General features: G+C 45.5%; 21 protein-coding genes. All 21 read left to right on the forward strand.

The genetic code is table 11. The features are described 5' to 3' along the window. Positions 1-91: 91 nt before the first annotated feature. Positions 92-628, forward strand: a complete 537-nt coding sequence (locus TW81_RS15225; RefSeq protein ID WP_045956589.1) for a single-stranded DNA-binding protein — start codon at positions 92-94, stop codon at positions 626-628. Between the two features lie 165 nt (positions 629-793). Then, positions 794-2812 carry an RNase E specificity factor CsrD gene (csrD, locus tag TW81_RS15230; RefSeq protein WP_045956590.1) on the forward strand — a complete coding sequence of 673 codons (2019 nt, stop codon included), beginning with the start codon at positions 794-796 and terminating at the stop codon, positions 2810-2812. A gap of 4 nt (positions 2813-2816) precedes the next feature. After that, the gene (locus tag TW81_RS15235; protein WP_045956591.1) at positions 2817-4259 is read left to right on the forward strand and encodes a coiled-coil domain-containing protein; all 1443 of its coding nucleotides are present in this window, start codon (positions 2817-2819) and stop codon (positions 4257-4259) included. Continuing rightward, positions 4259-4906, forward strand: a complete 648-nt coding sequence (locus TW81_RS15240; protein ID WP_045956592.1) for a type II secretion system protein M — start codon at positions 4259-4261, stop codon at positions 4904-4906. The genes TW81_RS15235 and TW81_RS15240 overlap by 1 nt, the downstream gene beginning before the upstream one ends. Then, positions 4899-5222 carry a hypothetical protein gene (locus tag TW81_RS15245; RefSeq protein WP_045956593.1) on the forward strand — a complete coding sequence of 108 codons (324 nt, stop codon included), beginning with the start codon at positions 4899-4901 and terminating at the stop codon, positions 5220-5222. Before TW81_RS15240 ends, TW81_RS15245 begins: the two co-directional genes overlap by 8 nt. Before the next feature lie 15 nt (positions 5223-5237). Further along, positions 5238-6899, forward strand: a complete 1662-nt coding sequence (gene mshL / locus TW81_RS15250; protein WP_045956594.1) for a pilus (MSHA type) biogenesis protein MshL — start codon at positions 5238-5240, stop codon at positions 6897-6899. A 5-nt stretch (positions 6900-6904) separates the two neighbouring features. Next, entirely contained in the window at positions 6905-7747 is an 843-nt protein-coding gene (locus tag TW81_RS15255) for an ExeA family protein (protein ID WP_045956595.1), read from the forward strand. Beyond that, on the forward strand, positions 7748-8773 hold the full coding sequence (locus TW81_RS15260; protein WP_045956596.1) for a tetratricopeptide repeat protein: 1026 nt from the start codon (positions 7748-7750) through the stop codon (positions 8771-8773). After that, positions 8763-10487 (forward strand): MSHA fimbrial ATPase MshE, encoded by a 1725-nt coding sequence (locus TW81_RS15265; RefSeq protein WP_045956597.1) that lies wholly within the window; start codon positions 8763-8765, stop codon positions 10485-10487. Before TW81_RS15260 ends, TW81_RS15265 begins: the two co-directional genes overlap by 11 nt. An 8-nt stretch (positions 10488-10495) precedes the next feature. Then, a complete protein-coding gene (locus tag TW81_RS15270; RefSeq protein WP_045956598.1) occupies positions 10496-11716 on the forward strand; it encodes a type II secretion system F family protein in 1221 nt (406 codons plus the stop codon). Then, positions 11700-12179, forward strand: coding sequence for a hypothetical protein (locus TW81_RS15275; protein WP_045956599.1), 480 nt, complete (start codon positions 11700-11702; stop codon positions 12177-12179). Before TW81_RS15270 ends, TW81_RS15275 begins: the two co-directional genes overlap by 17 nt. Before the next feature lie 78 nt (positions 12180-12257). Further along, on the forward strand, positions 12258-12824 hold the full coding sequence (locus TW81_RS15280; RefSeq protein WP_045956600.1) for a prepilin-type N-terminal cleavage/methylation domain-containing protein: 567 nt from the start codon (positions 12258-12260) through the stop codon (positions 12822-12824). A 34-nt stretch (positions 12825-12858) separates the two neighbouring features. After that, complete coding sequence (locus TW81_RS15285; protein WP_045956601.1) at positions 12859-13344, forward strand: prepilin-type N-terminal cleavage/methylation domain-containing protein; 486 nt, start codon at positions 12859-12861, stop codon at positions 13342-13344. Between the two features lie 149 nt (positions 13345-13493). Further along, positions 13494-13997, forward strand: coding sequence for a pilus assembly FimT family protein (locus TW81_RS15290; protein WP_045956602.1), 504 nt, complete (start codon positions 13494-13496; stop codon positions 13995-13997). Then, complete coding sequence (locus TW81_RS15295) at positions 13987-14538, forward strand: type II secretion system protein (protein WP_045956603.1); 552 nt, start codon at positions 13987-13989, stop codon at positions 14536-14538. Before TW81_RS15290 ends, TW81_RS15295 begins: the two co-directional genes overlap by 11 nt. Next, positions 14538-15326, forward strand: coding sequence for a PilW family protein (locus tag TW81_RS15300; protein ID WP_156980979.1), 789 nt, complete (start codon positions 14538-14540; stop codon positions 15324-15326). Before TW81_RS15295 ends, TW81_RS15300 begins: the two co-directional genes overlap by 1 nt. Beyond that, on the forward strand, positions 15298-15723 hold the full coding sequence (locus TW81_RS15305) for a hypothetical protein (RefSeq protein WP_045956604.1): 426 nt from the start codon (positions 15298-15300) through the stop codon (positions 15721-15723). Before TW81_RS15300 ends, TW81_RS15305 begins: the two co-directional genes overlap by 29 nt. Then, a complete protein-coding gene (locus TW81_RS15310; RefSeq protein ID WP_052706228.1) occupies positions 15713-20233 on the forward strand; it encodes a DUF6701 domain-containing protein in 4521 nt (1506 codons plus the stop codon). The genes TW81_RS15305 and TW81_RS15310 overlap by 11 nt, the downstream gene beginning before the upstream one ends. A gap of 209 nt (positions 20234-20442) precedes the next feature. Beyond that, positions 20443-21486, forward strand: a complete 1044-nt coding sequence (locus TW81_RS15315; RefSeq protein WP_004747218.1) for a rod shape-determining protein — start codon at positions 20443-20445, stop codon at positions 21484-21486. Positions 21487-21540: 54 nt separating this feature from the next. Further along, complete coding sequence (mreC, locus tag TW81_RS15320) at positions 21541-22413, forward strand: rod shape-determining protein MreC (RefSeq protein WP_045956605.1); 873 nt, start codon at positions 21541-21543, stop codon at positions 22411-22413. 3 nt (positions 22414-22416) lie between these two features. Next, positions 22417-22905, forward strand: coding sequence for a rod shape-determining protein MreD (mreD, locus tag TW81_RS15325; RefSeq protein ID WP_045956606.1), 489 nt, complete (start codon positions 22417-22419; stop codon positions 22903-22905). Positions 22906-22907 lie beyond the last annotated feature (2 nt).

Below are 22907 nucleotides of genomic sequence, written 5' to 3' on the forward strand. Positions count from 1 at the left end.
CATTGTAGAGACAGGGATTTGTACCCAGCGTAAAGCGTGTTATCCTATTGCGCTATTTCTTAATCAATACCAAAGTTAGACGGAGCGAAAAATGGCTAGCCGTGGAGTTAACAAAGTTATTTTAGTCGGTAATTTGGGGTCAGACCCAGAAGTACGTTACATGCCAAATGGCAGTGCTGTAGCCAATATTACAATCGCGACGTCTGAATCGTGGCGTGATAAAGCAACTGGTGAACAGCGTGAAAAAACGGAATGGCACCGTGTTGCGCTATTCGGCAAGCTGGCAGAAGTGGCTGGTGAATATTTGCGTAAAGGCTCACAAGTCTACGTAGAAGGCCAACTTCAAACTCGCAAGTGGCAAGACCAAAGTGGTCAAGAGCGTTATACAACGGAAGTGGTTGTTCAAGGTTATAACGGTGTGATGCAAATGCTTGGTGGCCGTGCTCAGGGTGGAGCTCCAGCACAAGGTGGTATGGGGCAGCAACAGCCTCAGCAAGGTGGATGGGGACAACCTCAGCAACCTGCGATGCAGCATCAACCTGCGAAACAGCCGCAATCTCAACCTCAACAAGCTCAGCCACAGTACAATGAGCCACCAATGGATTTTGATGACGACATCCCATTCTAAGTGTTTGTTATTGAAAAAAAGCCGCGCAAGTCGCGGCTTTTTTATATAGTAAATAGAGGAAATTACGCTAGAGGTAACACAAAGTTATCAGTTGGCGTCGTTTAGGGCACAACACCTTTTGTGCGCCACAACCCAATTGCACGTTTAGAAAGGAACTCTTGATACATGAGGTATACCCCTACCTTAAAACTCAGTACGCGACTGGTTGCTTTTGTAACCATGATTGTCATTAGTGCTATGTTTATCCTTTTTTTAGGAGGTACGCTATCCTTTAAACGTCTTGGCCAAGAGTATTTGGATCACTCTCTTAAAGGAATTGTAGATGTTCTCGATAAAGAGATGGAAGATCCTGATGCGGCCTATTCGCTGCAAAGGTGGATGCCGAAAATGCTTCAAGCCTCAAATATCGTTGAAATGGAGTTATTGTCGGAATATGGGGTAATTTACCGTTTTAAAGATACCTCATCAAAAGTCGATGCTGCGCTACTGTACGAGAAGGAATACAAACTCGAACGAAATCAAGGTTATCGAATTCGATTTAACGCCGTTCCTCCCTACTTAGGTTATGGTTACTCCATTCAGGCGTTGTGGTCCATTACACTTGCGGTGGCGTTTATTGTTTTTTGTTTAGTCAGGGGCCTTAAGTGGCTTAAAGAACAACTCATTGGTTCTGAGTTGCTTGAAGAGCGAGGGCGAATGATTCTCGCAGGGCGAGTCGAAGAACACGCTGTCGGAGATGAAAAAGAGTGGCCTTTCACCGCCAGCCTCGCATTAGACCGGTTGATTGAAGAGCTACAAGATGCCCGTCAAGAACGCAGCCGTTTTGATACTTTTATTCGCAGCCAAACATTCCTCGATCAGTTAACTGGGGCGGCGAATCGAGTGTTATTTGACAGTAAATTAGAAGCGGCGTTATCTGAACATGGTTCTCATGGCGGAATTTTGATATTACGTGTTGACGACTGGGAGCAAGTCGAAGAAGAGCACGGCAAGCAAGTTGCGGATGAATTTCTAATTAGTGTCGGCGAAGGACTGAACAACGTAATACAGCGTTATTCTGATGTTATTCTGTCGCGTTATTACAGTTCCGATTTTGCAATATTTGCTCCAAATCTGTCGAATAAAGATGTCTCTAATGTCGCCGCACACTGTCTTAAACAGCTGGCTAAACTTGACCCTCCTGCCCCATTAGAAAATGATAATTGGGTGCATATTGGTGTCAGTATGTATCGAGAGGGAGAGAGCCAAGGACGCATTCTTGATGAAGCAGAAACGGCGTTAAAAAGTGCGCAGCTACAAGGTATCAATACTTGGAGCCGGTTTCAAAAACACGTTAATCAAGATGAGGAACGTGGTAGCGTGCGTTGGCGTACGCTCTTGGATGTGGCCCTTCAACCAGACAATCTCTATATCTTCTCGCAGCCTTGCTACCTGCTAGATAGTCACAAGCAATCATTGATCGACCATTTTGAGCTTTTCTCCCGCATACATGATCCTGACAAAGGCGTGATCAAAGCTTCGCGTTTTAACTCTGCGGTGGAGTCTATCGGCTATGAGGCAACGTTGGATAAAGCGGTAATTAAGACGGTTATTCGTTATATAAGAGATTCAGATGAATCAAAGAGTTACTCAATAAACTTACATGTGGTACCTTTTGCCGAGCGTAGCTACTTTAAGTGGTTTCGCGATGAATTATTGCAATTAACTACTGAGCAACGTGCGCGAGTGTCGTTTGAGTTTGCTGAAGCTCGCTTGGTGAAACATCTAGACTATATACGTCCTGTTGCCCGAATGATTTGTGGGCTGGGGAGTAGCGTCGTCGTTGGTCAAGCTGGACGTACTATTGTTAGCACCCACTATCTTAAAGAGTTCCCGGTAAGTTATTTGAAACTGCACCGAAGCCTGATTAAAAAAATCGATCAGCGGCCGGAAAATCAGCTGTTCGTACGTAGCTTATTAGGAGCATGTTCGGGCTTGGATACTCTGGTTATCGCGGTGGGTGTCGATAACAAACAAGAACATACAACGATATTAGAGCTGGGTGTTCATGGCATTCAAGGGCGTTATTTGGCTGCAGAACAGCAACTGTTGCCAAAAGCAAAACAAGCCAAACGTGAACCTCAAAGGCGACAACCTGAGAAGAAAGTACAAATTGGCAGTCGAAATCGATGGCGTAAAGTGTAGAAAAATGAACATTCAATCTTTGATAGGAAAGCTTAAGCGTGGCAAGCAGACCGCAACGGAAGTCTATGTTGTTGTCCAGCCGAGTGCGCTGTTTTTCTCTGCCCCTGCAAGTTTGTCGCTGCCAGTTCAGGTGCAAATCGCTGGTAGTCCTTGGCAAGAACTCTTGTTGAAAACTTTACGCGATGCCAAGGTAACGAATATCGCGCTTAAGGTGGTTTTGCACGCGAATATTTATCAGACGTTTCAAATTGATAAGCCGAACATTCCGCAAGATGAGCTAAAAAGCGCGCTACCTTTCTTAGTCAAAGATCTGATCAGTGAAAAAGTCGCGGATATTGTCGCTGATTCCTCACCGCTTTCGGTTAATAATAAGCTGCAAGTCTATGTTGTTCCTCGGGCTATCGTTACAGGGCTTTATTCCTCTCTTCACGCGATGAATATTGAATTGGACAGTGTGCTTGTTGAGGATGAGGTGTGGGGCCATTCTGCTGGTGATGAGATTAGCACCTTCCTCTTGTTACAAAGAAGCAAACAAGGGCAGTATCGTATTAGTGCGTTTGCGGATTCTCAGTGCGCATTTCAAAGAACCATTCGCGGCGTAATGGCGCCATTAACCGGTGTGGCAAGCAGCGCACTTCAGCTAGATAGCCTTGCTTTAGAATTACAGCGTTCAATTGATTATCTATCTTCGCAAATGCGTGGGATATCACTGCACCAACTGCGAGTGTGTTGTGATGAAGAGCAACAACAAGAGCTGATTGCTAGCCTGGCTGAGAGCTTGAGCGTAAAAGTGTCGGCTTTGTCTGAGCAAGGTCAGGAGTCGGGAGCATTACTTGCTGCAAGCGCCAACAAGTTAACCCAAACTGATATTAACCTCTTTCCGGATGAACTAAAGCCCCAAAAAGAGTATTTCACCTTACAGAATGTGGCGCTGGGCTGGTTGCTGAGTGTGGTGGTTATCGGTTTGGGGTTTGCCGGGTTGAAGTACCAACAAGCCCAACTAGAGAAAGAACTGCAAAGCTATCAGACGCAAGAGGCTGAGTTGAAACAGCAAGCAGAGCGTTTAACCCAGCGTTTGGCTAAGCACAAACCAACAGCAGAAAAAGTCGCTGCTGTCGCTAGGTTGAAAGTAGAGGTCGCCGCAAAACGTCGTTCATTACAAGCGCTAAACGATATTGATGAATCTCAGCAACTGGGTTATTCAGGAGTAATGCGTTCACTGGCTCAGTTAGGTCGCAATGATATCTCTTTGAGCTCGATTACCATCAATGCCACCACTTTGGATTTAAAAGGGTTAGCACGTGAGGCAAAAGCCATTCCTAACTGGGTCAATCAATTTAAGAGTGAGATAAATCTGGTTGGCCGTACGTTTGAAAAGCTTAAAATTAGTCGTAATGACCAAAACATAATTACCTTCGAGCTTAAGACACAGCAGGAGGACGAATAATGCAGCAATACTGGCAGCAGTGGTGTGAAAAATTTGTTCAACTAAGCTTGAGGGAGAAAGGGTTAATCACCTTATGTGGCTTTGTTGTGACGATTCTCGGTTTACTGACGCTGTTGATTGAGCCCGTTTTTGAGCACAATCAAGCGACTACTCAGCGTATTTCGACCGCAAAACTGGAGACTCAACGTCTAGAGGCTGATATTTTGCTGATGACAGCCAAACTCAACAAAGATCCCGATCAGGAGCTTAATCAAGAGCTCAAGCAGTTAATGATTGAAAGTCAGGCGTTATCCACTCAACTGGCGGCCATTGTGGAAACCTTGGTTTCTCCTAGTCAGATGGCGGAGTTGTTAGAGCAAGTGTTAATTGACTCCAAAGGATTGCACTTGGTTTCGTTGGAATCTCTGGCGGCAGAACCCCTGATGAGCAACGCGAACGAAAACATATCCAATTATTTCCTCCATCCAGTTCGGCTTGAGTTGACAGGAAATTATTTTGCCATCGTCGAGTATTTGGAGTCGTTAGAAGCTCTGCCCGCCAAATACTACTGGCGCAGCTTTGATTATTCTGTCGAACAATACCCAACGGCGCGTTTGGTGATTGAGGTATACACACTCGGAACAAGACAGGAGTTTATCGGTGGTTAGAATCTGGCTATTTCTACTAATTTTTTCCACCAGCGCCGTTGCGTCACAAGACCCAACGGCTCCTCTGGGTTGGCAGCAACCGCTGCAGAATGAAGCGGCGAAGGTAAAGCGTAAACCTTTGCCTGCACTGCAAAGCATCGTGTGTATTGAAAATAATCAGAATGAGTGTCATGCGGTGTTAGACGGTCAGGTTGTTCTTGTCGGTGAACAAATCGGTGGCTATAAGATCAGCCACATAAAGCCAGATACGGTGACTTTAGTTAAGGGCGGTAAGTCTTGGAATTTAAATCTCTTCTCTCTGGAAGTGAAACAGTAAGGTTAGTGGGAACGTATGCATAAACTCGCGATTGCAATCACTGTGACAAGCTTATTAGCTGGTTGTGCTATGGGGCATAGGGATCCTGTAGAGGTAAAAGGGGCGATTAATCAATCGATTAATGAGAGCAATAGCCGCTCTCTTGAGACGCTACCTGCTTCGGTTGAAGCTGATCTTATGCCAGAGCTGAGCAACGATGATGCGCTGATATCTAAAACCATAAAGCGTTTCAGAATCAAAGCCGATGGCGTCGACGCGAAGGCATTTTTTGCTAGCTTAGTTAAAGGCACGCAATACAGCGCCGCTATTCACCCTAGTGTTACAGGAAATATAACTGTCAACTTAAACGATGTTTCACTCGATGAAGTCTTAGCTGTTGTCCAAGACATGTACGGTTATGACATTGATAAAGTGGGTAATGTGATTCAAATTTACCCCGCTGGGTTGAGAACGGTCACTATACCTGTCGATTATCTCCAGTTTAAGCGCGCTGGCCGTTCTTTGACGTCAATTTCGACCGGCACTATTACTAATACCGATGATGGTTCATCTTCACGCTCAACAAATACTACGAGTTCTTCGGACTCTAGATCGACCAACAGTACTTCAAGCAATGTTCAGGGCGGCACTGAGATTGAAACAACCAGTGAAAGTAACTTCTGGCCTCAGTTAGAAAAAGCGGTCGCACAATTGATTGGATCGGGTGATGGTCAAAGTGTTGTTGTAACGCCACAGGCCAGTGTGATTACTGTTCGAGCTTATCCAGATGAAATTAGAGAGGTGCGCAACTTTTTAGGCGTATCTCAGCAACGCATGCACCGCCAAGTTATTCTGGAAGCTAAGATTCTCGAAGTTACGCTCAGCGACGGCTACCAACAAGGGATTAACTGGTCGAAAGCCTTTACTTCCAATGGTACCAACTACACCTTAGGTCAGGGTTCGATTGTTAAGGATGCCACTGGCGCGATTTTACCTGCCGTATTGCCAGGGCTGGATTCAATCGGAAGCTTATTGGGCGGCCAGTCAAATCTTGTTATCTCGAGCGGCAGTTTCGATGCAGTGCTGAGCTTTATGGCGACACAAGGAGATCTCAATGTGTTGTCTAGCCCACGCGTGACAGCATCTAACAACCAAAAAGCGGTGATCAAAGTTGGTACTGATAGTTACTTTGTTACCGACTTTTCCTCCAACACAGATACCAGTACATCATCAACCAATACCTCTACGGATGTGGAGTTGACGCCTTTCTTTTCGGGTATCTCGCTTGATGTTACACCGCAAATTGACGACCAAGGTAATGTCTTGCTGCACGTTCACCCAGCGGTGATCGATGTTAGTGAAGAGCGTAAAGAAATCAGCTATGGCGATACCAGTTTGACTCTGCCATTGGCAACCAGCTCTATTCGTGAGTCCGACTCTGTGATTCGAGCGCAAGATGGGGATGTTGTCGTCATCGGTGGTTTGATGAAGTCTAATACCTTAGATCGCGTATCGAAAGTGCCATTTTTAGGTGATGTACCAGGGCTAGGGCATTTGTTCCGCAATACCACTAAACTGACACAAAAAACCGAGTTGGTCATTTTGCTTAAACCATCGGTAGTTGGCGTCAATACTTGGCAGAAAGAATTAGAGCGTTCTCGCGACTTATTACAAGAGTGGTTCCCTGACGAGCATTAATCATCATGTATCTTGACCATTTTGGCTTCGAAAATTGGCCGTTTCATCTGACTCCAGATACCGAGATGTTTCTTGGTTTAGCGCCGCACTTCGAGGCCATTCAAATGGTCAACTCGGCACTTGAAATGGGTGAAGGGTTAATCAAAGTTACTGGCGAGGTAGGGACAGGCAAAACCATGATCTGCCGATTGCTGGTTAAGCATTTTAAGCACAATGTACAGTTGGTTTTTATTCCTAATCCTGCGCTCAATGGTAGCCAATTACGTTTGGCCGTAGCAGCAGAACTCGGGCTGGAGTGCAGTAACGAGGCGACGATTGTTGATGAGATACACAAGCAACTGATTCAACTAAAAGCGAACAATAAACATGTGGTTGTTCTGGTTGATGAAGCGCAAGCACTGAGTGATGATGCGTTAGAGGTGCTGAGATTATTTGGTAACCTCGAAACCGAACAAGAAAAGTTGCTGCAAATTATTTTACTTGGGCAGCCTGAGTTGGATCAGCGACTTGCAGAACATCACTTAAGGCAATTTCGTCAGCGAATCACTTTTAGCGCGACATTACGTGGCTTAACGCTTGATGAAGGTGTGGCATACATTAATAACCGTTTGGTGAAAGCTGGAGGCAGCGAAACCTTGTTTAATCTGAGCCAAAAAAAAGCTATTTGGCGTGCGAGTAGCGGGTATCCACGACTTATTAATCAGATCGGCCATAAAGCCTTGTTATTAGCCTGTAGTCATAAAACACCACAGGTGACGAATGCGCAGCTTTACGATGCGATTCACGATACTTACGACAGTTGTAAACCAAAATTTAAAAGCCCGCTGCTATGGGGGTGGAGTGAATAAATGAGTGTCATTAATCATGCACTTTCACAGCTTGCCAGTGAACAAACCAAGTTAACTGGCGAAATCAGTAAAGCAGACGTGAAGCCAATCAAGCAACGCGCGGTATTACCTTGGGTTGTTGGAAGTTTTAGCTTGAGTTTGGCTGTTGGAGGCTGGGCGCTGTCACAACAATCGCCAACTGAGCTTATCCATCAATCTGTACCTGAAAAGAGTGCAGTAACGGAGGCTGTTTCTCCAACCACTAAAGTGGCCGTCATCGAACAACCCATTTATCACGTCGTCAGTGAAGAAAATATTGCTCATGATGTGAAAATAGCGAAGGCAACCTCGACTCCAAACCAAGACTTTTCATCATCGCCAGAGCCAGCCAACGTCGCTGAAGTCGCACCAGCTGAAACTCAGGGCATGGTGGTGATTGAGCAAGTTGAACTGACTCCGCAGCAGTTGTCGCTTAAGGCGCAAGAAAGCGCAAAAAAAGCCTTAGACAGCAATAACCTCTCTGAGGCGCTTAACCTCTATGCAGAAGCATTACGCTATACGCCACACAACAAACAAGTCAGAAAACGTTTAGCCGCTCTTTATTACGGTAAAGGGGAGCTGCGTAAAGCGGCAGATATTCTGCAGAAAGGTATCGTGCTAGACAATCATGATTCGACCTTACGCCTCTCTTTGGCAAGAATGTTAATGAAAGAGCAACAAAATGCGGTGGCATTGACGGTCTTGACGGCACTGCCAGAGTCTGCTTCTGTCGAATATCTGTCGTTAAGAGCGGCGCTAGCGCAAAAAGAGCAGCAAGATAATCTGGCACTACAAAGCTATCAAAAATTGGTGCAACTCGAACCACAAAGCGGTCGCTGGTGGATGGGACTAGGTATTTCGCAAGAGCGCGAGTTTGAGCTGACAGAGGCTAAGCACTCATATCAACAAGCGTTGGGTAAATTAGGTCTTTCCAGCCAATCTCAACAATTCATCCGTGATCGTATCGCCTTGATTAGCAGTTTAGAGGAGCAGCCGAGTGAAAATTAAATTAAGAAAACGCCTCGGTGACTTACTGGTAGAAGAAGGCATTATTACTGAGCAGCAAGTGGAACAGGCACTCAGCGCACAAAAGACGTCAGGCCGTAAGCTGGGGGCAACACTGATTGAACTCGGTTTTTTGACCGAACATCAAATGCTGTCGTTTCTTTCCCAACAGCTCAATATTCCACTGATTGATTTGAATCGCGCAGATGTTGATATTGACGCTGTACAACTGCTGTCGGAAGTTCACGCTAGGCGTCTACGCGCTTTAGTCATTGGCCGAGACATGGACACCTTGCGTGTGGCGATGAGTGATCCCGCTGACCTATTTGCTCAAGAAGCTCTGCTTGGTCAATTGTCTCAATACGCTATCGAGTTTGTCATCGCTCCTGAAGGACAGTTGGTGGAAGGGTTTGATCGCTATTACCGCCGAACCAAAGAAATTGCGTCCTTCGCTGAACAGCTACAGGCTGAGCATCAAGTCACAGAAGCGTTTGATTTTAATATAGAGGGTGAAGATAGCGACGAAGTGACTGTCGTTAAACTGATTAACTCTCTATTTGAAGATGCGATTCAAGTTGGCGCATCGGACATTCATATCGAGCCAGACTCAGATGTATTACGCCTACGTCAGCGTATTGATGGTGTATTACACGAGACCTTACTCAGCGAAGTGAATATTGCCTCAGCGCTCGTATTACGTTTAAAGCTGATGGCCAACCTCGATATTTCAGAAAAACGCCTACCACAGGATGGACGTTTTAACATTCGCTCCAAAGGACAATCGGTTGATATTCGTATGTCGACGATGCCAGTCCAATACGGTGAATCGGTGGTGATGCGTTTACTCAATCAGTCATCTGGTGTACGTAAACTGGAAGAGTCAGGTATACCACCTCATCTACTTGAAAGGCTACGACGTCAACTGCGTCGTCCTCATGGCATGATTCTCGTCACTGGGCCAACGGGTTCAGGCAAAACGACCACCCTTTATGGCGCACTCAACGAGCTGAATGAACCGGGTAAAAAAATCATCACTGCCGAAGACCCAGTTGAATATCGTTTACCGCGAGTGAACCAAGTGCAGGTTAATCCTAAGATTGACCTCGATTTTTCAACCGTATTGAGAACCTTCCTCCGTCAAGATCCGGATATTATTCTGGTGGGGGAGATGCGAGATCAAGAAACGGTAGAAATAGGCTTACGAGCCGCGCTGACAGGTCACTTAGTTCTCAGCACGCTGCATACTAATGACGCAATAGACAGTGCTTTGCGTATGATGGATATGGGCGCACCGGGGTACTTAGTCGCGAGTTCAGTACGTGCCGTTGTCGCGCAGCGACTGGTGCGTAAGGTGTGCTCGGACTGTAAAACCGAAGCGCCGTTGGATGATGCGCGTAAACAGTGGTTGGCGCAGCGTTTCCCAAATCAAGTCAGTGCGAGTTTTGTTAAAGGTCGTGGGTGTCAAAAATGCAATCTAACCGGTTATCGTGGCCGAATCGGCGTCTTCGAGATGTTAGAGCTGGAGCAAGAGATGATGGATATGCTGCGGGCAAATGACGCGGTTGGCTTCTCGAAAGTCGCTCGTCAGTCAGCAAGCTATAAACCGTTACTCGCCTCGGCGATGGAGTTGGCATTGCAAGGTACGATCAGTTTAAGTGAAGTGATGAGTCTAGGTGAAGGAGACTCATCGGGTTACGCACAAGCAATTTATATCTAGGGTAGAGAATGAAAAGCTTTCGATACCAAGGGCGAAACCTAGATGGCAGTGCTGCGTCGGGGCAGATAGAAGCGCCAACCCAAGAGGCGGCCGCTGAGCAGTTGATGGGCAAAGGGATTATTCCAATTAACATCTCTTCCCATACCAGTAAGGGTGTGGTCAGTGTCGACTTGAAAGCGCTGTTAACGCCAGCTATCCCGCTTGAAGTGTTAGTGATCTTTTGTCGTCAACTGTACAGCCTGACTAAAGCAGGGGTACCTTTGCTAAGGTCGATGAAGGGCTTGAGTCAAAACAGCGCCAATAAGCAGCTTCAGACCGCTCTAGAAGATGTCACACAAGAGTTGACCAACGGGCGAAGTTTGTCAGCCTCGATGCAACTCTTTCCCAAAGTATTTAGCCCGCTGTTTGTTTCTATGATCCATGTTGGTGAGAATACCGGTCGGCTCGATCAAGCCTTGCTGCAATTGGCGAATTACTATGAACAAGAGGTAGAAACGCGCAAACGGATCAAAACGGCGATGCGCTATCCGACATTTGTGATCAGCTTTATCGTCATCGCCTTGTTTATTCTTAACGTCAAAGTGATCCCGCAGTTTTCGAGTATGTTTGAACGTTTTGGCGTCGATCTTCCGCTCCCGACGCGTATTTTGATCAATACGTCAGGTTTTTTTGTCAACTATTGGCCAATGATGATTGCCGTTATTGTGGGGAGCCTGTTTGGTTTTCGGGCATGGTTGAGTACGGCGAAAGGGAGAGAAACGTGGGACAGATGGCGCCTTAAAATGCCAGTCGTTGGCGAGCTGATCAATCGCGCTCAGTTATCACGTTTTTCACGTACATTCGCCTTAATGCTAAAAGCTGGCGTACCATTGAACCAATCTTTAGCGCTCTCTGCTGAGGCACTTGGTAATAAATATCTTGAGAATCGTTTAATGGAAATGAAAGCATCGATTGAGGCAGGTGGCGCCATCTCTTCGACGGCAATCAATAGTGGCGTATTTACGCCACTCGTCATTCAAATGATCAGCGTGGGTGAAGAAACAGGTCGAATTGATGAGTTACTGCTTGAGGTCGCGGACTTTTATGATCGAGAAGTGGATTACGATCTCAAGACTCTTACGGCAAGAATTGAGCCTATTCTGTTGGTGATAGTGGCTGGAATGGTATTGATTCTCGCACTCGGAATCTTTCTGCCGATGTGGGGAATGCTGGATGCGATTAAAGGGTAGTCTGGTTCGCTATATCGAGCGCTCTCGGCTTGCGATTTGGTTGCTGGTTATCACTTGTTTGATCATGAGCTTTATGTTGGTGTGGCAAAACGTGGTTAAAGAAGCCGACCAATCTGCCATGTTGCTTGCAAGTCAGCGAATTGTAGAGCGAGCCAGTTACTACAAGCAACAGTGGTTGCTGGCTGGGCAACAGCCGTCTTTAACGATTGAAGGCCAAACGTTGAACTACACTAACATGGGGTGGGTTAAACCTTTGGACGATAAGCAACAAGTGGATTGTGTGTTGTGGCTTGATATTTTGCATCCGCAACATGAAATGATGGGAGCGAAACCTATCGCGATTGAAAACAAGACTGATGCGAGTGACTTTTGGTGTGAGTACTTTTTGTCAAACAATACCATGATCTCTATCAGTTTGATTGATAATAAATTTATAGCAAAGGCTGGTTTCTTGGCGCAGTAGTATTATTGACACTTTCAATATGGCGTATTAGTGCAAGTTCCGTATAATGCTAGGTACAAAACTGTAGGTAATGAATATATGTCAAACAAACAGTCTGGTTTCTCGTTAGTTGAGCTGGTTGTCGTGATCGTGGTAGTGGGTTTATTAGCGGTCGCAGCCTTACCGCGTTTTCTTGATGTCACGGATGAAGCGAAAAAAGCCAGTGTAGAAGGTGTTGCTGGTGGCTATGCCACAGGTGTGTTATCTGCAAGAGCGCAATGGGAAGCAGAAGCAAGACCGTCAATTACTATCGGAACGGATGTTCGCAATACCGTAAACTATGATGGTGTTGATTTTTGGCTAACCAGTAGCAGCCAGTCGGGTGGTGACTTTAGAGATGGCTACCCGTATGCGGTGAATACCGACAACGCTACTTTTCCTACTAGTTTAACTAATGAAATCTGTATAGATTTGATGGAAAATTTACTTCAGAATCCGCCACAAGTGGGGACGGTAACCCAAGCTCAAGCGGATTCTAATATTAAGTATTCAGCACAAGCAGATAATGCTGCCTCGACTTGTACTTATATTCAACAAGAAGGCAATAGCGAACATCAGTTTGTCTATGAAATTGAAACAGGTCGCGTGACCGTAACCCTGCAGTAACGCTGCAGATAACCATTAAAGAGAGATTTTTACTATGAAACGACAAGGTGGTTTCACCCTAATTGAGTTAGTGGTGGTAATTGTTATTCTGGGTATTCTTGCTGTGACAGCGGCGCCGCGATTTTTAAACCTGCAAGATGATGCTCGCCAAGCGACGCTAGAAGGCTTCCGTGGTGCGGTAGCTGGTGCAATGGGCATTTCGTACGGGCGCGCAGCTATTGACGGTATAGAAACAGTTCAGTGGGTAACAGGAACGTCTGAAAATGAGATAGATGGAATCCAGCACTCGTTTGGTTATCCGATTGCTGATAACGACGACGGCATTGGGGCTGCCGTTGATCAATCAGGTGACTTTATTGTGATTTCAGATACAGGTGACAGCGGTTCGAATGCTGCGTCAATCGTATATGGTTTTGAAAACTATACTGGTGCTTGTGTTGTATATACAGAAGCGAACTCTGCCACTGAGCCTGCTACAGTAGTACTGTCAACTACTACTGCTACGTGTACTCCTCCATAAAGTCTACATTTTGTAAAGGCCAGCATCGCTGGCCTTTTTCTTATCTATAGTAATATTAAGATCTCTTATCAAAATCCCTTAAAAAACAATGGCTATAGGCTTATTTGGTATATACTCAATGGATATATCTTACCTCCATGGAAAGGGTCATGGTTAATAGCAAGCTTGCAGGGTTCACCTTAGTTGAATTGATCGTCGTAATTTTGTTGGTGTCGATCGTTTCGGTTTATGCTTCAAGCCGTTATTTCGGTGCCAGTAGTGTTGACAGCCATCTCATCGAGAGTGAGTTGCTCTCTTCCCTTCGTTTAACTCAGTTACGCGCTATGCATCGCAATGGCTTTTGTGGTCGCTGGCTTGTTGAAGCCAATCAAGCTGCCCATGTTTCTCCAAGCAAAAGTTCGAATGTTTGCGTCAGTAGTATTCGAGATAGTGGAGTTGAGAACGATACTTTGGATAGCAGTTTCGTCGATGCGGGCCTAAATGGAACAGTGCTTTCCTTAACGACTAATAATGCTACCAACTATATCGACTTCAATAGCTTAGGTCGTCCTGCACAATGTACCACTAGCAGTTGTCAATTACGCTGGACGGTGAGTTCGGGGGCGTCAGGACTTATCTGCATCAATACTGAAGGGGGCATCTATGCGTGTTAACGCCAAAGGCTTCACTTTAGTTGAGATGGTCATCGTCATAGTGATTATGGCTATTGCGGTCACGGGTATTACAGCGTCCTTATTTCCTCTTGGTCGGCAAAGTGTTGAGCAAATCGCTGCGGTAAAGGCGGCAGAACTAGGCCGGGCCGTGATGGATGAAGTGGTTGGTCGAAACTTTGATGAAAAGTCTGGTCCGTACGGTGGGCTACCAGAGTGCATCCCCAAAACTATTGCGGATGCAGAGTCATGTACGTTACCAAATCAACTTGGTGCAGATGGTGAGCCGACTAAATCAGCATATAACGATGTGGATGATTTTCATGGCTTAAGTGGTTTGGCTACCGACGTATTAGATAACACCTTAAGTGCTGGTTACAACGGTTACTATATTGATATTCAAGTCTTCTATGAGCAAGACAGTAGCGGCACTATGCTAGGGCAAGTGTCGAATGTAGCGACAAACTACAAGCGCATAAACGTCGTTATTACCGATAGACAGGGTAACAAATATCCGTTTGCCACTACACGAGGTAACTTCTAATGCGAGTGCGAGGTTTTACCTTAATTGAGATGGTTGCATCTATTGTGTTGCTTGGCGTGGTTGGGCTGTTTCTTGGGGAAGTTATTCGCCAGTCATTGGTGCTTTTTTCTGACACATCATCACGTGAGGCTCTCGTTCAGCAAGGGCGGTTTGTAACTGAGAGGCTAAGGCGAGAGCTCCGAGAAGCGGTACCTAATAGCGTTGTCGTCAATGGTGATGGTAGTTGCATTGAGTTTGTCCCAATCGTAAACAGTGGCCTTTATCAGCAGCTACCAGTCGTGGGGAGTAGTGATACGCTGCGTGTGCTACCCATTACCAAGCAGATCACTGCCAATGATCGTCTTACTATTTATCCAACCTCTAATTCGGAACTAAGAGCAACACCTACTGGGAGTGGTCAGGTGACTGTGATTGAGAATGATGTAACATTTACAACACCAGTGCCACCAGCAACTTGGTCGATGGTTGATATCGATCTTACTCCACCAACTGTGTTTACCAATGGCTCCCCAGCTAACCGCTTTTATATCTATAATCAATTAGTTGCGTTTTGTAAGTTTGGTAGCACACTAAATCGATACTCCGGCTACCCTTTAGGGCGACTTGACTTAGATCCCGTGTATTTGGGAGCCCCTACTAAAATGGTTGAGAATTTATCGGGTGCAAATTTTGTTGTTGAACAACCTCAATTACAGAGAAATGGTTTGATAAAAATGGAGCTAATATTTGAAGCGAAAGGGGAGCAGGTAAGGTTTGACCATGATGCACTTATCTACAACACGCCATAAGCAGCAAGGCAGCGGGCTAATATTAGTCGTGTTCATTATTGTTGTTGTGCTCGGCTTAGTTGCTTTGACTGCCAACCGAAATCAACAGCGCAATAGTGACCAATTGCTTGCGTCTGTTATCGGTACACGCGCTGAAATGGCTGCAAGATCCGGCGCTCAAATAGAGATTAGTCGTTACTATCTAACCACCACAGGCAGCTGCCGTTCGGGCTCCGAGCAAACTCTGGAATTTGAAGGTGAAGGCCTAGCGCAATGTCGTGCTAAGGTAACTTGCCTGGATGTCGGTATCTTAGATAGTGGGAAACGTGTCTATCAGTTGACCTCCACGGGTAGCTGTACCGTTGGTGATTGGGTACATCAGCGAGTAATTGAAGTAGGACTTAGTGATGATAGTTAGACGAATTTTTCTTTTAATGCTTGGTTGTATTGTGCTGCCAAGTTTTGCTGCGACTAACTATGTCTTATCACCCGGTATGGACCTTTCTGATTTGCCTAGTTGTTCTACTAACAATTGGGATATCAACCCCTTTACTAATGTGTATCACTGCCGAAATGGTAAAGTAGAACTAGATACGAGAGACAGCATAGAGGCAAGCAGCAACTCAGTTTTAAAGGCGGATGATGGTTTTAGTTTTGATGGTAAAAATACGATAGGTTCGCCATCTGCTCGAATAGATCTGGAATCTTCATGGGGTTCGATAGATTGGTCTGAGAATGCCAACAAACTCTATGGTGGGATTACTGCAAACTCGAGTGACATCTCACTAGAAGATGTTGAGGTTACAGGAGGAGTAGTTACAGGCGGAGATATCGATATTAAAGATAGCTCGATCGGCGGTGAAGTAAGTTCTAGCAATAACAAGGTGACGATAAAAGACAGTGATGTTGGTGGGAACATCAATGCCAGTGGCGATATTGTTATTGAAGGTGTGGAAGTAGCGGGGAGCATTACAACACCAAATAATCAGATCACGATCAAAGACTCGGATGTGGCTGGAGATATCTATGCCAACGGCGATATTGTTATTGAAGAATCAGAAGTTACGGGAAATATTACAACTCCAAACAATAAAATAACGATAAAAGAATCAGATGTTGTCGGTAATATTAGTGCCAATGGCGATGTCGTGATCGAAGATTCGAATATTCGCGGAAACATCATCAGTACTAACAATAAAGTCGAATTGAAAGACGGTACACAAGTAATTGGTGATGTAACGGCGGGGCAACCCAATTGGGGTACGGTTTATGTAAAAGACGGCAGTTCCGTGGTCGGTACGTGTCTCTATCGCACAGAACCTGAGAATGCTTGTAATTCAGCAGATTTACCGGAGCCTGTAGCTCTTTATCACTTAGAAGAGAGCTGGACTGGTGCCAATGGTGAAGTCAAAGATAGTTCTGGGAATGGACTGCATGGGCGGGCCTACAATGGAGCGAGTACAGAGCCTGCTTCAAGTAACTCAGCGTTACCTGCGATAGATATGATGGGCACTTGTGGCTACGGTTCATTTGTTAATTCACAAGACCAGTATGTAGAAATTACTGATAACAGTTTATTGGATATGGATGGATCTTTTACTGTATCAGCATGGATCTATCCTAAGAGCCTGCCTGATAGTGATCTATTCAGTATTGTTTCTAAAGACAGCAACTTTGAGTTCCATTTGAACTCTGATGGTAAGATTTTTTGGTGGTGGCTGGATGAAGACGGGGATGAACACTCAATTACGAGTAATAAGTCTGTAAGTCTCGACCAATGGAGCTTTATTACAATTCGTTATGATGAAGATAAAGAACGTGCAGAGCTCTACATTGACGCTAAAAAACGCGGAAACAGAAAGTCTGAGCAGCCTGAGATAAACTCAAAGCCTCTTCAAATTGGTCACGAGGGATACCCCGGTAGGGCGTTTGACGGTTTCATAGATGAAGTTCAGATCTTTGATATCGCATTAAGCAAGCAACAGATACAAGTACTGATGGAGCAACGACACGAATGTTCGTCGTCTCCAGAGCTACAGTGTTTTACAGACGACTTCAATAATGGATCGTTGTCAGATCTTTGGGTCACTTCAACCAGTAAAGGTTCGTTTACCCCTGGAATTGTTAATAATCGTTTACGATTCACTGAAGCGGTAAGGAACCAAGCCACAGCTTCGAGTTACCAGCGACTATTCCCTGCTAGAGATAACTTAGTAGAGGTTGAGTTTGATCACTTTGCTTATGGTGGCAATGGAGCTGATGGTATTGCTATCGTCCTCTCTGATGCGACGGTAACACCATCGGCAGGTGCTTTTGGTGGCCCTCTAGGCTATGGGTTTAAACGAAATGAACCGGGTTTTTCTGGCGGTTGGCTCGGTGTAGGTATTGATGAGTATGGTAATTTCTCCAACGAAGGCGGTACAGGTTCTGAACCTGGGCGCAGACGTCAATCTGTCGCATTGAGAGGTTCGGGGGTTGGAGAGACGGGTTACAAGTACTTAGCTGGCGCTTGTAACAATGGTAACTCTAATCAGAGTGGAAACTGCTTAGACCCTAAAGTAGATGATAACAATACGTCAGATCCTAGTCAGGTGCATCGCTATAAAATAGTAGTGGATTCTCGCAACACTGGTCAATCGAACGTAGAAATTTTCCGTCGTATTGGTGCTGGTAGTAATTGGCAAACTATTGTTGGCCCAATTGATGTGTTAGCTAGCCAGTACGCGCAGTCACCTATTCCTGAAGACTTTTTGCTTTCAATCACTGGTTCTACTGGTGGTTCTCGAAACAACCATGAAATTGATAACTTCCAAGTCTGTGCTCTAAATTCTCGCCCTATTGAAGACCAAATCGATCATTTTAGGTTCAGTCACACAGGGTCAGGATTAACGTGTAACGCAGAAGAAGTCACTATTCAAGCGTGTAAAAATAGTACCTGTAGTGAGCTTTACACCGGCTCGGTTACAGCAACTCTGACCCCGAGTAGCGTCTCTGGTGGCGGTGGATGGGTTGGAGGTAACGAAGTTACTTTTTCCGGGGGGAGCGCTAAGTTTGACTTGCGTAAAAACCAGCCCGGTACCGTCACAATTGGTGTCAGTGGTTCATCTCCAACAACCAAACCGTTTTCAACTACCTTGTGTAGTAGTGGTGGCTCTGCCTTTGCCAGTGATAAATGTGCTATCTCTTTCCAAGAGAGTGGTTTTGTAGTTGATGTTGCAGATATGTATGCCAATAGTGCAGCGACAGCAGTGATAAAGGCGGTTAAGGCGAGTGATAGCTCTCAGCAGTGTGTACCGAGCTTTGGCAATGTTACAAAGAAGGTAGGATTTTGGAGCACGTATATAAGCCCAGATATTGATAATGTGATTGAGCAAGCGAAAATCTCAATTGATAGCCAAGAGATCGCGACTGAAGAGGGTTCTTTAAGTTCGATTGATATTCAGTTTGATAACAACGGCGAGGCTGTGCTTAATCTAAACTACCCAGAAGCTGGTCAAATGCAGCTCAATGCCAAATACAGCGGTCAAGGTGATGAATCAGGATTAACCCTAGTGGGTAGTGATCAGTTTGTCTCCGTCCCTAAAGCGCTAGGTGTGGTTGCAAAAAATAGTAGTGGTGCCGATGGTAGTTGTTCAGACGCAAATATAAGCTGTAATGTGTTTACTAAGGCAGGGCAGGAGTTTTCTCAACAGGTTATCGCTTATGCTGAACCTGAAAGTGATGGCACAGCGGTAGTTACAAAAAACTATACAAATGGTGTGACACTTGAGCATGAAATCATTGCTCCAAGCACGGCTGACGGCGGAGTGGTTGGTGTTCTTGGTACATCTTCTGCGACCATTACTTTGGGTGAAATGACGACGATTAATCAGAGCGTTTCTGAAGTCGGGGTGTTTGATTTTAAAGTAAAACCTAATACCTATTTAGGAAGTTCACTTGATACTCCTGATGGCGTGGCATCAAATGTCGGGCGCTTTGTTCCAGCCTACTTTAATGTTCAGCCCAGTGCTCAAGCGCCAATGCTTAGGTCGGTCTGTCAAGTCGGCACGGAGTGGTTTACCTACATCGGACAATCCTTTAGCTATTTGGTTAACCCAAGCTTAGTGCTTAATCCGGTCGTGGTCGATGGGTCTAGCGTCACCAGCAACTACTTTATCGGCCAATGGTGGCGCTACAGCGGCAATTGGGCTGGGCGCAGTTACGCCAGCAGCAATGGGTTAGGTATCGAGTTTAATCCAGACAATCTCGCATCTTTGCAGCGAGCGGATACTTCAGGTAGTCAATTAGAACTGGTGGATGAAAAGGTTACTTACGTCAAACAAGTAACGCCAATCGAGCCATTTGATGCCAGCTTTGATTTGACAGTTAGTAAAGCTGACCTGACTGATTTAGACAACGTTTGTTTTAAAACCGCAGATAGCAATAGTGCCAATGACTGTTTGAGCCATACCTTTTCTGATGTCGATGGTAATATGCAGTTACGATGGGGACAAATGCTGATCCACAATACCTATGGAGCAGAAGTTTCTCCGGTGCGGCAGCGTGTAGAAGTTCAACACTTTGCCAACAATCGCTTCCAGACCAATACTGCTGATTCGTGTACTGACTTTGTTGCCGTGGGGCGGTTTAGTTTCACATCTAGTGATTATAATGTCGTGATCAATGGTTCCCCGACTCAACCTGAGGTTAATGCTAGCTTGATGAACAGTACTATTGATAAAGGTGAGGGTTGGATAGAGTTCTCTGCTCCAGGAGCAAATGCAACTGGTGAAATCAGCACTTCTTTCAATCTAGAAACTCATGGTATTCCTTGGCTCAAACGAGATATCAGCGGCAATAGTGCATTTGATGAACAAGAGTCCGGTGTTGTTCAATTTGGTATCTACCGAGGAAACGACCGAGTGATCTGGTGGAGTGAAAAAAACTAGCCAGTAGAGTGTGACGTTTCTATTTTTGGTGATATTGGCGCGTCTTTAGATAGGAATTTTTTGCCATTTTTCTGCATATCGTTAGGAATCTGTTAGAAATTGCGTGTTTCAGCCCATGTTTACACTTCAATGCCTTGCTGTGACGGCAAGGCATTGGTACATTTAGTGCAATTTTCTATCTTCTAATTCTTTCAGGACGAGCGAAGAATATGTTCAAAAAACTTCGTGGCATATTTTCTAATGACCTATCTATCGATTTAGGTACTGCCAACACACTAATCTACGTTAAAGGACAGGGTATCGTTCTAGACGAGCCTTCAGTCGTAGCTATTCGCCAAGATCGCAACCGCGCAGGCAAAAGCGTTGCCGCTGTAGGCCATGCAGCTAAACAAATGTTGGGTCGTACGCCTGGCAACATTTCTGCTATCCGTCCAATGAAAGATGGCGTTATTGCTGACTTTTACGTGACTGAAAAAATGCTGCAGCACTTTATCAAACAAGTTCACGATAACAGTGTATTGAAACCAAGCCCGCGCGTTTTGGTGTGCGTACCTTGTGGTTCAACTCAAGTAGAGCGTCGTGCGATTCGTGAGTCTGCGCTTGGTGCAGGTGCTCGTGAGGTTTACCTAATCGATGAACCTATGGCTGCAGCAATCGGTGCAGGTCTGCGTGTCTCTGAGCCAACCGGTTCTATGGTGGTCGATATCGGTGGTGGTACGACCGAAGTTGCAGTTATCTCACTTAACGGTGTGGTTTATTCATCTTCTGTACGTATCGGTGGTGACCGCTTTGATGAAGCGATCATCAATTATGTTCGTCGTAACTACGGCAGCTTGATTGGTGAGGCGACGGCTGAAAAAATCAAACATGAGATCGGTTCCGCTTACCCAGGTGATGAAGTTGAAGAGATCGAAGTTCGTGGTCGTAACCTTGCTGAAGGTGTGCCGCGTAGCTTTAGCCTCAACTCAAATGAGATTTTAGAAGCGCTACAAGAACCGCTAACAGGTATTGTTTCAGCAGTGATGGTTGCACTTGAACAGTGTCCACCAGAGCTAGCCTCTGATATTTCTGAAAATGGTATGGTGCTGACCGGTGGTGGTGCACTACTTAAAGATCTTGATCGTCTGCTAACTGAAGAGACAGGTATTCCGGTTGTGATTGCAGAAGATCCACTGACGTGTGTTGCTCGTGGTGGTGGTAAAGCGCTTGAGATGATCGACATGCACGGTGGCGATCTATTTAGCGAAGAGTAATTTGAATGATCTTGGCCTAGTGCCAAGATTGGCAAGATAAGGATCTCATATTCCATGAAGCCTATTTTTGGCCGAGGACCTTCACTACAGTTACGCCTGTTTTTTGCCGTTATTCTATCAGCCAGCCTTATGCTGGCTGATAGTCGTTTAGGCACATTTGCTCAAGTTCGTTATTTGCTCAATAGTATGGTCGCTCCGATTCAGTACTTGGCTGACGTCCCACGTGTGATGTTTGACGGTGCTTACGAACGTTTCAATGTTCGTCAAGACTATATGGAGAGTACTCGCTTACTGAAGCGTGAAGTGCTTCGCCTCAAGAATGATCTCTTGTTGCTTGATCAGTATCGTGAAGAAAATCAAAGGCTGCGCAAGCTGTTAGGCTCTTCATTTATCCGCGATGAACGTAAAGTTGTCACAGAAGTCATGGCGGTGGATACCTCTCCTTACCGTCACCAAGTTGTGATCGATAAAGGCCATATCGATGGCGTATATGTTGGTCAGCCTGTCGCAAACGAAAAAGGCATTGTCGGACAAGTCACCTTCGTTTCGGCGCACAATAGTCGAGTTTTACTCCTAACAGACAGTCTAAGCGCGATCCCTGTTCAGGTGATCCGTAATGATATTCGAGTGATCGCCTCAGGGAACGGTAAGTCTGATCGTATTAACCTTGACCATATCCCGATTAGTCTGGATATCGAAGAGGGCGATCTCTTGGTCACCTCAGGTTTAGGTGGCATCTATCCGGAAGGATTTCCTGTTGCTCACGTCGCGAAAGTAGAGCGAGACACTGCGCGTGAATTTGCTGTGATTGATGCAGAGCCAGTGGTCGATTTTGAACGACTGCGTTATTTGTTGCTTATTTGGCCGAATGATTCTCGTCAGGATAAAATTCAGCAGGTCAGCCCAGAATCTATAGAGGAACAATAAACAATGACAAATAGTGTACTAAAAGGAAAGTTTGTCATTGCTTGTTCGTTTTTAATTGCGCTAACACTGCAAACGATCCCTTGGCCAGGCATGCTCGATTTACTGCGTCCATCTTGGCTACTACTGGTGGCATGCTACTGGGTTTTAGCCCTACCTCATCGGGTGAACGTTGGCTCAGCGCTAATCTTGGGTTTGCTGTGGGATCTATTGCTTGGATCCACTTTGGGAATTCGCGGAATGATGATGTCGATTGTCATCTACCTAGTCGCGTTGAACTTCCTTGTTATTCGCAACATGGCGCTATGGCAGCAGGCCATTTTGATCGGTGTGATGTCGGTTCTGCTTGATGTGCTGATTTTCTGTGGTGAATACCTCATTCAAGATGTGGCCTTTAATCCGGTCTCATTATGGAGTGGACTCATCAACTGTGTTCTATGGCCATGGATGTTCCTATTGATGCGTCGTGTTAGACGCCACTGGCATATAAGATAGAA

The organism is Vibrio galatheae, from assembly GCF_000967545.1.
Taxonomy (GTDB): Bacteria; Pseudomonadota; Gammaproteobacteria; order Enterobacterales; family Vibrionaceae; genus Vibrio; species Vibrio galatheae.